General features: G+C 69.0%; 9 protein-coding genes. 7 read left to right on the top strand and 2 right to left on the bottom strand.

Annotated elements, in window-relative coordinates; all coding sequences use genetic code 11:
- Window positions 1-190, bottom strand: a 190-nt coding sequence (locus QWY76_RS05200; RefSeq protein WP_290310047.1) for a hypothetical protein, incomplete at its 3' end; no start/stop codon positions are given.
- 300 nt (window positions 191-490) lie between these two features.
- Between QWY76_RS05200 and hrpA the strand changes: the two genes are divergently transcribed.
- The 5 genes from hrpA to QWY76_RS05175 all read left to right on the top strand — a co-directional run bounded on the left by hrpA (window position 491) and on the right by QWY76_RS05175 (window position 8,190).
- Window positions 491-4,507 carry an ATP-dependent RNA helicase HrpA gene (gene hrpA / locus QWY76_RS05195; protein ID WP_290310046.1) on the top strand — a complete coding sequence of 1,339 codons (4,017 nt, stop codon included), beginning with the start codon at window positions 491-493 and terminating at the stop codon, window positions 4,505-4,507.
- A 62-nt stretch (window positions 4,508-4,569) separates the two neighbouring features.
- Window positions 4,570-5,682, top strand: coding sequence for a beta-ketoacyl-ACP synthase III (locus tag QWY76_RS05190; protein WP_290310045.1), 1,113 nt, complete (start codon window positions 4,570-4,572; stop codon window positions 5,680-5,682).
- A gap of 41 nt (window positions 5,683-5,723) precedes the next feature.
- Window positions 5,724-6,488, top strand: coding sequence for an MlaA family lipoprotein (locus QWY76_RS05185; RefSeq protein ID WP_290310044.1), 765 nt, complete (start codon window positions 5,724-5,726; stop codon window positions 6,486-6,488).
- Between the two features lie 12 nt (window positions 6,489-6,500).
- Window positions 6,501-7,694 (top strand): PP2C family protein-serine/threonine phosphatase, encoded by a 1,194-nt coding sequence (locus QWY76_RS05180; protein ID WP_290310043.1) that lies wholly within the window; start codon window positions 6,501-6,503, stop codon window positions 7,692-7,694.
- The gene (locus QWY76_RS05175) at window positions 7,681-8,190 is read left to right on the top strand and encodes an STAS domain-containing protein (protein ID WP_290310042.1); all 510 of its coding nucleotides are present in this window, start codon (window positions 7,681-7,683) and stop codon (window positions 8,188-8,190) included. The genes QWY76_RS05180 and QWY76_RS05175 overlap by 14 nt, the downstream gene beginning before the upstream one ends.
- A gap of 58 nt (window positions 8,191-8,248) precedes the next feature.
- Here the strand turns inward: QWY76_RS05175 and tal are convergent, their stop codons facing one another.
- Window positions 8,249-9,187 (bottom strand): transaldolase, encoded by a 939-nt coding sequence (gene tal / locus QWY76_RS05170; RefSeq protein WP_290310041.1) that lies wholly within the window; start codon window positions 9,185-9,187, stop codon window positions 8,249-8,251.
- A gap of 131 nt (window positions 9,188-9,318) precedes the next feature.
- On the opposite strand from tal, the gene QWY76_RS05165 reads away from it, so the two are divergent.
- Together QWY76_RS05165 and QWY76_RS05160 are read left to right on the top strand one after the other, a co-directional pair.
- Window positions 9,319-10,530: a Bcr/CflA family multidrug efflux MFS transporter gene (locus tag QWY76_RS05165; protein WP_290310040.1), complete on the top strand. Its 1,212-nt coding sequence runs from the start codon at window positions 9,319-9,321 to the stop codon at window positions 10,528-10,530.
- Window positions 10,531-10,627: 97 nt separating this feature from the next.
- A complete protein-coding gene (locus QWY76_RS05160; protein WP_290310039.1) occupies window positions 10,628-11,641 on the top strand; it encodes a PstS family phosphate ABC transporter substrate-binding protein in 1,014 nt (337 codons plus the stop codon).
- Window positions 11,642-11,664: the final 23 nt, after the last annotated feature.

Genomic DNA, 11,664 nt, shown 5'->3' with positions numbered 1-11,664 from the left:
CGCCATCTCGTTCAGGAAAGTTCTGCGTCGCCAGTTGCGCGACGAGCAGCCGCAGACGGCACCGGCCTGAGGGAAGGGCCGTCGGGTTGCCCAAGGCGCCATCTCGTTCAGGAAAGTTCTGCGTCGCCAGTTGCGCGACGAGCAGCCGCAGACGGCACCGGCCTGAGGTCAGGGCGGTCGGGTTGCCCAAGGCGCCGTCGTGCTCAGCAAGGTGTTACGCCGCCAACTGCGCGAAGGCACCGCAGCAGGCGCGGGTCTGACAGGGCAGCTCGGCTCGTAGGGCGAGGAAGCGTACCCGCGATGGCGGGGGTCGCCCCCGATAGATGCGCTGGCGTTTATCTATCCTGCCAACTCGGTTGTCACGCTCGGCGCGGGTGGCGATTAGGCGCCGCCTGTCTCCCGGCGTTACAATGGATGCCCCGCATCGCCCCGTCGATGCGGGTTCTTTCGTCGCCATTCCTGATCGATCATCGGAGCCCTCGAGTCCGCCGTGAGTACCCTGACCCAAGCCCCCGACGCACCTCCCTCCGACGCCGCCGCCCTGGAGGCCCTGCAAGGCGAGCTCGAAGGCGTGCTGTTGCGCGATGCCCCCCGGCTGGGCAAGCGGCTCGCTGGTCTGTCTCGGCGCTGCCGCCAGGGCAAGCCCGTGGACCGCGGGATCGCCGAGCTGCGCCGTGACATCGAGCGCTCCCGGGCCAAGGTGGAGGCCCGGGCATCGCGCCCGGTGCGCCTGACCTATCCGCAGGAGCTGCCGGTCGCCGAGCGGCGCGAGGACATCATGGCCGCGCTACGCGATCACCAGGTGGTGGTGGTGGCCGGCGAGACCGGCTCGGGCAAGACCACCCAGCTGCCCAAGCTCTGCCTGGAGCTGGGTCTCGGCCGCCGCGGCCTGATTGGCCACACCCAGCCGCGGCGCCTGGCCGCCCGTTCGGTGGCCAACCGGCTGGCCGAGGAGATGCAGGTGCCCCTGGGGCAGCAGGTCGGCTATCAGGTGCGCTTCACCGACCAGACCGATGACGCCACCCTGGTCAAGCTGATGACCGACGGCATCCTGCTGGCGGAGACGCGCCACGATCCGGACCTCACCCGCTACGAGGCGATCATCATCGACGAGGCCCACGAGCGCAGCCTCAACATCGACTTCCTGCTCGGCTACCTCAAGCGGCTGCTGGCCCGGCGCCCGGACCTCAAGGTGATCATCACCTCGGCGACCATCGACGTGGAGCGTTTCGCCGAGCACTTCGCGCTGGCAGGCCCGGATGGCACGCCCCGCCCGGCGCCGGTGGTCGAGGTCTCGGGGCGCACCTACCCGGTGGAGGTGCGCTATCGCCCGCTGATCCGCGACGCGGAGGACGAGGAGGACCGCACCCTCCAGGAGGGCATCCTGCATGCCGTGGAGGAGATCGAGGCCGTGGAGCGCGAGCAGCGCTGGTTCCACGGCCCCCGGGACATCCTGGTCTTCCTGCCCGGCGAGCGGGAGATTCGCGAGACCGCCGATACCCTGCGCCGCGCCGACCTCAGGGGCACCGAGATCCTGCCGCTCTACGCTCGGCTCTCCAACGCCGAGCAGAATCGCGTCTTCGCCCCCCACGCCGGGCGGCGCATCGTGCTCGCCACCAACGTCGCCGAGACCTCGCTCACCGTCCCGGGCATTCGCTACGTGATCGACCCGGGGCTGGTGCGCATCAGCCGCTACAGCTACCGGGCCAAGATCCAGCGCCTGCCGGTGGAGCCGGTCAGCCAGGCCAGCGCCGACCAGCGCAAGGGGCGTTGCGGCCGCGTGGCCGAGGGGGTGTGCATCCGCCTCTACGACGAGGAGGACTACCTCGGACGGCCCGCCTTCACCGACCCGGAGATCCGCCGCACCAACCTGGCCTCGGTGATCCTGTCGATGCTCTCGCTCAAGCTCGGCGACATCGCGGCCTTCCCCTTCGTCGACCCGCCCGACTCGCGCTTCGTCACCGATGGCTTCCGGCTGCTGTTCGAGCTCGGCGCGGTGGACGAGGGCCAGCGCATCACGCCGCTCGGCCGCAAGCTGGCGCGACTGCCCATCGACCCGCGGCTCGCCCGCATGGTGCTCGCCGGCGCCGAGCAGGGCGGCCTGCGCGAGGTGCTGGTCGTGGTCTCGGCGCTGGCCATCCAGGACCCGCGGGATCGTCCCGCCGAGAAGCGCGAGGCCGCCGACCAGGCGCATCGCCGCTGGCAGGACCCGGACTCCGACTTCGTCGGCCTGCTCAACCTGTGGCACGGTTTCGAGGCCGCCCGCGAGGCGCTCTCCGGCAACCGGCTGCGCCGCTGGTGCAAGGATCACTATCTCAACTACCTGCGCCTGCGCGAATGGCACGATACCTTCCGCCAGCTGCGCCAGCTGCTGCGCGACATGGAGATCGAGGTGCCGGCGCCGGCACCGCTGCCCGCCGACGATGACGACGGCGAGGCCGCCAGGCAGGCGCGCCGCGAGAGCGCCGTGCGGCTGCACCAGGCGCTGCTGCCGGGGCTGCTCTCGCACCTGGGCAGCTTCCTGGAAAACCGCGAGTACCAGGGCGCGCGCAACCGCAAGTTCATGATCCACCCCGGCTCGGGGCTGGCCAAGAAGACGCCCAAGTGGGTGATGGCCTTCGAGCTGGTGGAGACCTCGAAGCTGTTCGCCCGCACCGTGGCCAGGATCGACCCCGCCTGGATCGAGCCGCTGGCCGACCATCTGGTCAAGCGCAGCTACAGCGAGCCCCACTGGGAGATGAAGCGCGCCCAGGTGGTGGCCTTCGAGCAGGTCACGCTGTTCGGCCTGTCCATCGTCGCCCGGCGCAAGGTGCATTTCGGGCCGATCGATCCGGCCCAGTCGAGAGAGCTGTTTATCCGCCGGGCCCTGGTGGAGGGCGAGTTCAAGACCCGCGGCGAGTTCTTCGCCCACAACCGGGCCCTGGTCGAGGAGGTCGAGGACCTCGAGGACCGCGCACGCAAGCGCGATATCCTCGTCGACGAGGAGGCGCTGTTCGACTTCTACGCCGCCCGGCTGCCCGAGGACATCGTCAACGGCAAGGGCTTCGAGGCCTGGCGCAGGCAGGCCGAGCGCGAGGATCCGGCCGTCCTCAAGTTCGACCGCGCCGCGCTGCTGGCCCGCGAGGCCGAGGAGGTCACCCAGGCGCAGTATCCCGATGAACTGTTACTGAACGGGGTGCGCTATCCGCTGAGCTATCATTTCGCCCCCGGGGCCCCGGACGATGGCGTGACCCTGACGGTGCCGGCGGCCATGTTGCCGCAGCTGCCCCTGGCGCGCCTGGAGTGGCTGGTGCCGGGGCTATTGCGCGACAAGTGCATCGCCCTGCTCAAGTCGCTGCTCAAGTCGATCCGCCGCCAGGTGGTGCCGATCCCCGACTGGGTGGACGCCGCCCTGCAGGCCATGGCTCCCGACGACACGCCGCTGACCGAGGCCCTCGGCGAGTTCCTGCGGCGCAAGACCGGCGTGCGCCTGCATCCCGACGACTGGCGCCTGGACCAGCTCGAGCCCCACCTGGTGATGAACCTGCGGGTGGTCGACCACGAGGGCCGCGAACTCGGCCAGGGCCGCGATGCCCGGGCCCTGGAGCGTCGTTTCGAGGCGGCGGCCGGGGAGGGCGCCCGGGCGCTGGCCGGCGAGGCCAGTGACGCGCCGTCCCTGGAGACCCTGCCGGATACCCCCCTGCCGGAGTCGCGGGTCACCACCCAGGCCGGTATCCGCGTCGAGGCCTATCCGGCGGTGGTGCCGGAGCACGAGGCCCTGCGTGTCGAGCTCTTCGACCATCCCGACAAGGCCCGGGAGGCCCATCGCCGCGGGGTGGTCCGGGCGGCCATGGCCCGATCGCCCGATCAGGTGCGCGCCATCGAGCGCCTGGCCGGCCTCAAGCCCTGTGCGCTGCTGTTCGCCAAGGTGGGCAGCAAGCGCCAGCTCACCGAGGACCTGGTGGCCGCGGTCTTCCAGCAGGTGGTGGCGGTGGACCCCCTGCCGCGCTCCCGGGACGCCCTGGAGGCCCGCCTCGAGGCCACCCGCGGCGAGCTGGTCCCCCGGGCCGAGGCCCTGATCGAGACCCTGAAGCAGGCACTGGAGGGCCACCTGGCGGTGACCAAGGCGTTGAAGGGCAACCTCAATCTTTCCCTGGCGCTGGTATACAGTGACCTCAAGGCCCAGATGCAGCGGCTGGTGCACCCGGGCTTCGTCTGCGAGGCGGGCGAGTGGCTGGCGGAATACCCGCGCTACATGGAGGCCGCGCAGATCCGGCTGGAGAAGGCGCCCCGGGAACGCCTGCGCGACCAGATGCACATGCAGGAGGTACAGGACTTCGAGGCGCGGCTGGCCGCCCGCCGCGACAGCGAGCGTCGCGGTGAGGTCGAGGACCCGGCCCTGGTCGAGTTCGGCTGGTGGATCGAGGAGCTGCGTGTCTCGCTCTTCGCCCAGCAGCTGGGCACCCGGATGCCGGTCTCGGCGAAGCGCCTCGAGAAACGCTGGGCAGAACTCACCGGCCGGGCCTGAGCGCCGCGACCGGGTACGCCGCCACGCCCGGCGGCAGGCTCGACGCCCCATGGAGACGACGTATGACTGATGTGGTAATCACCGGCACGGGCCTCTATACCCCTCCCCATGCCATCGACAACGCGGCCCTGGTGAGCGCCTTCAATGCCTGGGTCGATGCCGAGAACGCGCGACGCCGCGCGGCCGGCGAGCCGGCGACCCTCGAGCCGTCGAGCAGTGACTTCATCGTCAAGGCCTCGGGGATCCATAGCCGCCATGTGCTGGATGCCGAGGGCATCCTCGACCCCGAGCGCATGCGCCCCCGGCTGCCGGAACGCGACAACGACAGCCCGTCCATCCAGTGCGAGATGGGCCTCGCCGCCGCCCGCCAGGCCCTGGCGGGGGCCTCGGTCGCCGCCGGCGACATCGACCTGGTGATCGTCGCCTGTTCCAACCTCGAGCGTGCCTATCCCGCCGTGGCCGTGGAGCTGCAGGCGGCGCTGGGCGCCGGTGGCCATGCCTTCGACATGAATGTGGCCTGCAGCTCGGCCACCTTCGCCATCGAGACCGCGGCCAATGCCATCCGCGCCGGCGGGGCCAGCCGCGCCCTGGTGGTCAGCCCCGAGATCTGTTCGGCGCATCTCAACTTCCGGGACCGCGACAGCCACTTCATCTTCGGCGATGCCTGCACGGCCATCGTGCTCGAGGACGACGCGCTGGCCACCGCCGAGGCCCGCTTCACGGTGCTCGGCACCCGGCTGGTGACCCGCTTCTCGAATGCCATCCGCAACAACGCGGGCTTTCTCGACCGCGTCACCGACAGCGACCCGCTGGCCGCGGACAAGCTCTTCGTCCAGGAGGGGCGGCGGGTGTTCAAGGAGGTCTGTCCCCTGGTCGCGACCCTGATCGGCGAGCACCTCGCCGCGCTCTCGCTGTCGGGAGATGACCTCCGCCGGCTCTGGCTGCATCAGGCCAATCGTCACATGAACGACCTCATCGCCCGTCGCGTGCTGGGCCGCGAGCCGGCCCCGGGCGAGGCACCGATCATCCTCGATCGCTATGCCAATACCAGCTCGGCGGGCTCGATCATCGCCTTCCACCTGCATCGCGACGACCTCGAGGCCGGCGAGGTCGGGGTGGTGTGTTCCTTCGGCGCGGGCTACAGTGCCGGCAGCGTCGTGGTGCGGCGACGCTGACGCAAGGACAAAGGATCAAGTGCAGGGAGACCACTGACGCAATGACCCCATCATTTTCCAACCGGAAGGCCGGTGCGGCGCTGCTCGCCGTGGCCGTGCTCTCGGGCTGTGCCTCCACGGCGAACCATCGCCAGGCCCATCCGGAGGATCCCTGGGAGGGCTTCAACCGGCAGGTGTTCGCCTTCAACGACACCCTCGATCGCTACGCCCTGAAGCCGGCGGCCCAGGGCTACCGCTTCGTGACGCCGGATCCGGTGGAGACCGGGGTGGGCAACTTCTTCGCCAACCTGGGCGAGCTGCGCACCACCCTCAACAGCCTGCTGCAGGGCAAGCCAGGCAATGCCGGCGTCGCCACCGGACGCTTCCTGATCAACTCCACCGTGGGGGTCCTGGGACTGTTCGACGTGGCCTCGCACATGGAACTGGTGGGGCGCGAGGAGGACTTCGGCCAGACCCTGGCGGTGTGGGGCGTGGGCGAGGGGCCCTATGTGGTGCTGCCGCTGCTGGGACCGAGTACGGTGCGGGATACCGCCGGCCTGCCGGTGGATTCCTACACCTACCCGCTGACCTATGTTGAAGAGGACAAGGTGCGTCTTTCCCTGCGTGCCCTGGACGTGATCGACACGCGCGCGGGCCTGCTCGACCAGGAGCGGTTGATTCGCGGGGATCGCTACAGCTTCATCCGTGACAGCTGGCTGCAGCGACGACGCTTCGAGGTCAACGATGGTGAGCTGGGCGAGGACCCCTTCGCCAGCGATGAGTTCGACTTCGATGATGCCGACTTTGATGACGCCGACGCCGAATGAGGCCATGACGGGATGCCAGCTGCCAACGAGCTGATCGGACTGATCGATGCCCCCGGGCCGGAGCGCGATGCCCTGGCCGAAACCATCGCCAAGGATGGCCTGGCAGTGGTCGCCGTGGAACGGCCGGACCAGTTGCCGGCCACGGCCTCGCTGGCGGTGGCCCGTTCCCGGATCGTGCCCAGCAGCGAGTGGGCCGCCCTGGCCAGGCGGCTGCCGACCCTGGTGGTCAGCGACGACCGCCAGGACAGCGACCTGCTCCAGGCGGTGGATGCCGGCCTGGTGGATTACGTCATCGAGCCGCATCGTCACGGCCACCTGCTGCGCCGGATCATCCGCCGGGTCATCGAGGTCAGCCGCCTCGCCGAGGAACGGGAACATGATCGTGCCCGCCTGGCCGAACTCAACGAGCGCCTGGAGACCCACCTGGCCATGCTGCGCATGGACCAGCAGGCCGGTGGCCAGATTCAGCGCAAGCTGCTGCCGCCGCGGCCCCAGACCGTGGGCGGGGTGACCTGTGACTACTGGTTGGCGCCGTCACTGTACCTGTCCGGGGATTTCCTCGACTTCCAGCGCTTCGATGATCGCTACACCCTGTTCTATTTCGCCGATGTCTCCGGCCACGGGGCCTCGTCGGCCTTCGTCACGGTGCTGCTCAAGTACCTCTCCAATCGCTGGCAGAACGAGTGGGATGGCCAGGCCCCCGAATGCCTGGCGCCACGCTGGCTGGCGGCCCTGAACCGCGAGCTGCTCGACACGGGGATCGGCAAGCATGCCACCCTGTTCGTTGGTGTCATTGACCGGGAGCGTCGCTATCTGCACTATTCGCTCGGCGCCCAGTTGCCCATGCCGCTGCTGGTCGCCGAGGGCAAGGTTCGGCCCCTGGCCGGGGAGGGCATGCCGGTGGGGCTCTTCCCGCATGTCGAGTACCCCCGGCTGGGCTGCCCGTTGCCCGCGACCTTCCGTCTCTGCCTGTGTTCCGACGGGATTCTGGAATGCCTGCCCGGCGAGACCCTCGACGCGCGGCTCCGGGAGCTCGAGCGCCGGGTACTGGCCAGCGAGACGGTGGCGGAGCTGAGGGACGGTCTTGCCCTGGGCAAGATGGAAGACGATGATGACCTTATCGCCGAACACGCCCCTGGCCATGAAGAGCTGCCCGACGACCTGACGATCATGATGTTGAGCGGATTTGGCAATGATAATGCATGAAGGCCGCATCAAGGCGGCGTTCGATTCCGGGGTGTTCGTGCTCAAGCTGTGCGGTGACGTGCGGCTGACGCTGTGCGCGACCCTGGACAGCCAGGCCCAGCGGCTGGCCGAGACCCCCGGGCTCGAGGCCGTGATGATCGACCTGCGCGAGGCCACCAATGTCGATTCCACCGCCCTGGGCTTTCTCGCCAAGGTGGCCATGGCGCTGCAGGGTCGCCTGGAGCATCCGCCGACCATCGTCGTCGACAATCCCGACGTCCAGCGCATGCTCGACGTCATGGGCTTCGCCCACTACTTCACCCTGGTGGAATCCCCCATCACCGAGCCTCACGAACTCCGGGAACTGCCGGAGGTGCCCGCCGACGAGGAGGGCATGCGGCAGCGCATCCTCGAGGCCCATCGCATCCTGATGCACATGAACGAGCACAATCGCGAGCAGTTCCAGCCGCTGGTCGAGATGCTCGAGGCCCAGGAGGCCGCCGCGCACCGCGACTGAGACGCCGCCGACGCCACATGGGAGACGGGGAGGCGCCGACGGCGACTCCCCGTTTTCGTCAGGCCTGACGCAGTTCGCCCAGCAAGGCCTCGAGCCGGCGCTGGTCGGCCATGAACTTGCGGATGCCCTCGGCCAGCTTCTCGGTGGCCATGGCATCCTCGTTCAGCGCCCAGCGGAATTCCGCCTCGTCCTGCGGTTCTGGGGGGCGGGTCTCGGCGCCCAGCGGCGCCAGGCGCCGCTCCAGGGTGCCCTCGGTCTCGGCCAGCTCGCCGAGCAGTGCCGGCGAGATGGTCAGGCGGTCGCAGCCGGCCAGCGCCTGGATCTCGCCGCTGTTGCGGAAGCTGGCGCCCATCACGATGGTCTCGAAGCCATGGCCCTTGAAGTGCTCGTAGATGCGCCGGACCGACTGGACGCCGGGATCACGATCGCCCGCGAAGTCGGCCTCGGGATCCTGGGCCTTGTGCCAGTCGAGGATGCGGCCCACGAAGGGCGAGACCAGGGTCACCCCGGCGTCGGCACAGGCGCGGGCCTGGGCGAAGCCGAACAGCAGCGTGAGGTTGGTGTGGATACCCTCGCGCTCCAGCACCCTGGCCGCCTGGATGCCTTCCCAGGTGGCGGCTACCTTGATCAGGATGCGCTCCGGGCCGACCCCGTGGCGGCCATAGCGCTCGATCAGCGAACGGGCCCGGGCCAGGGTGGCCTCGCTGTCGAAGGACAGCCGGGCGCTGACCTCGGTGGACACGTAGCCGGGTACCAGGGCGCTGATCTCGCTGCCGATCTCCACCGCCACGCCGTCCAGGGCGTCGTCGATATCGGTGGCGTGGCGGGCGATCTCGGCGAGCCGGGCCCGGCGGCCTTCCTGCTGGGCGGCCTGCAGGATCAGCGAGGGGTTGGTCGTGGCGTCGGTGGGCGAGAAGCGGCGAATCGCCTCGAGGTCGCCGGTATCGGCCACCACGGTGGTCATGCGCTTGAGTTGTGAAAGCAGGTCATCTGCCATGGCGGGGGTGTCCTCCGTGTCGTCTGTCTTTCACTCTACCAAGGCCGCATGGGCGAACATAGACGGCAACGGCATTCGCGCCGGATTCGCGTTATCATTAGCGGCCTATCGGAAACCCTGTCGGAGGTGCCTTGACTCTCAATGCCCGACGCGTGGCCCTGCTGGTGGCCGCCAACACCGCCCTGGCCCCCTTTGCCATCGACGCCTACCTGCCGGCCATGCCGGCCCTGGCCGAGGCCGTGGGCGCCAGCATCCACCATACCGAGCTGTCGATCAGCGTCTTCCTGTTCGGCTTCGCCCTCGGCCAGCTGACCGGGGGACCGCTCTCCGATCGGCTGGGCCGAAAGCCCGTGCTGCTCGGCGGGCTGGTGATCTTCCTGCTGGCCAGCCTGCTGCTGACCACGGTGGACAGCCTCGCCGAGCTGTTGGCCTGGCGCCTGGTTCAGGCGCTGGGCGGCGGGGCCTGCGTGGTCAATTCCGCGGCGATCGTGCGCGACTGCTTCAGCGGCCGCGAGGCCGCCAAGGTGATGTCGACCATGGCGATGATCATGATGCTGGCCCCGCTGGCGGCGCCGGCGGTGGGCAGTGGCCTGCTGTACCTCGCCGACTGGTGGCTGATCTTCGTCTTCCTGGCGGTCTACGCCGCCTTCCTGCTGTGGCTGATGGGCACGCGCCTGCCCGAGACCCGCGCACCGGACGCGCCGCTGGCCTCGCCCCGGCAGGTGCTGCGCAACTACGCCAGCGTGTTGCGTCATCGCGAGGGCATGGGCTACGTGCTGGCCGTGGCCGCGACCTTCGCCGGCATGTTCGCCTTCATCACCGCCTCGCCGTTCCTGTACATGACCCACTATGGCGTGTCGCCGGCGGTGTACCCGGTGCTCTTCGGGGCCAACGTGGTGGTCATGGCTGGCTCGAACCGTGTCAACATCCGTCTGCTGCGTCGGCGCAGCCCCCAGCAGAACATGCGACTGGGGCTCGGCGTGCAATTGGCCGTGGCGCTGACCCTGGTGGCGCTGGTGGCCACCGGACTCGACTCGCTGGTGACCGTGGTGCCGCTGATCATGCTGTTCATGGGTATGGTCGGCTTGATCACTCCCAACGCCATCGCCTCGCTGCTCGAGCACTTCAGCCACATGAGCGCCACCGCCACGGCGCTGCTGGGCAGTATCCAGTTCACCTGCGGGGCCCTGGCCGGCGTGGTGGTGAGTGGCTTCGAGATCGACAGCGCCTGGCCGATGGTGCTGACCATGCTGGCCGTGTCACTGGCCGGCAATCTGGCCCTGCGGGGGCTGGCGGGGCGCGCCGGGCGTGGCGCGGCCTCGCCGGCCGAGCGGGAGAGCTGACGCAGGAGAGGAGAGGGGGTGTCATGAAGTTGTCATTTTCGTGGGGCATCTTGTGCCTCGCGAAGGACGAACACTTCTCTCTACAGGAGCTCTCTCCATGAACCGAATCCTCAAGACCACCGTCATCGCTGCCGCCGTCATGGGCGTGGCCGGTGTCGCCCAGGCCCGCGATCAGGTTCGCATCGTGGGATCCAGCACCGTCTACCCGTTCGCCAGCTACGTGGCCGAGGAGTTCGGCGCCACCACCGAGTTCCCGACGCCGGTCATCGAATCCACCGGGTCCGGCGGCGGCCTGCGGCTGTTCTGCAACGGTGTCGGTGAGGGGACGCCGGACATCACCAATGCCTCGCGTCGCATGAAGCCCTCCGAGTTCGAGCGCTGCGAGGAGAACGGCGTGACCGACATCACCGAGGCCTTCGTTGGCTACGACGGTATCGCCTTCGCCCAGTCCAGCGCCAACGAGGCGATGGACGTGACCCGCGAGCAGATCTTCCTGGCCCTGGCCGCCAAGGTGCCGGTGGACGGCGAGCTGGTCGACAACCCCCACACCCAGTGGAGCGACATCGACGCCTCGCTGCCGGACCGCGAGATCGCCGTCTATGGCCCGCCCACCACTTCCGGGACCCGTGACGCCTTCGAGGAGCTGGTGATGGAAGCCGCCTCCGAGGACATGGACGCCTACGGCGACGAAGGGTATACCGATATCCGCGCCGATGGCGCCTTCATCGATGCCGGCGAGAACGACAACCTGATCGTCCAGCGCCTGGCCGAGAACACCGATGCCTTCGGTATCTTCGGCTACTCCTTCCTCGAGGAGAATGCCGATACCTTGATCGGCTCCAGCATCGACGGTGTCGAGCCCACGCCGGAGGCCATCGGCAGCGGCGAGTATCCGGTGTCCCGCTCGCTGTTCTTCTACGTGAAGAACCAGCACGCCGACGAGGTGCCGGCCATGTACGAGTACGCCAGCATGTTCATGAGCGAGCAGATGATCAGTGATCTCGGCTACCTCAAGGGCATTGGCCTGATCCCGGCTCCCCAGGAGATGCGTGAGCAGGCTCGCCAGGCAGTGGCCGACCACGAGAGCCTCGAAATGGCCGACCTGAAGTAAGCGGGGCAGGATTCCCGTCCCGA

It is taken from the genome of Halomonas maura, assembly GCF_030409305.1.
GTDB classification, from domain to species: Bacteria; Pseudomonadota; Gammaproteobacteria; order Pseudomonadales; family Halomonadaceae; genus Halomonas; species Halomonas maura.
Note: the sequence above shows the minus strand (reverse complement) of the source record. Positions and strands in the feature narration are given on the sequence as shown.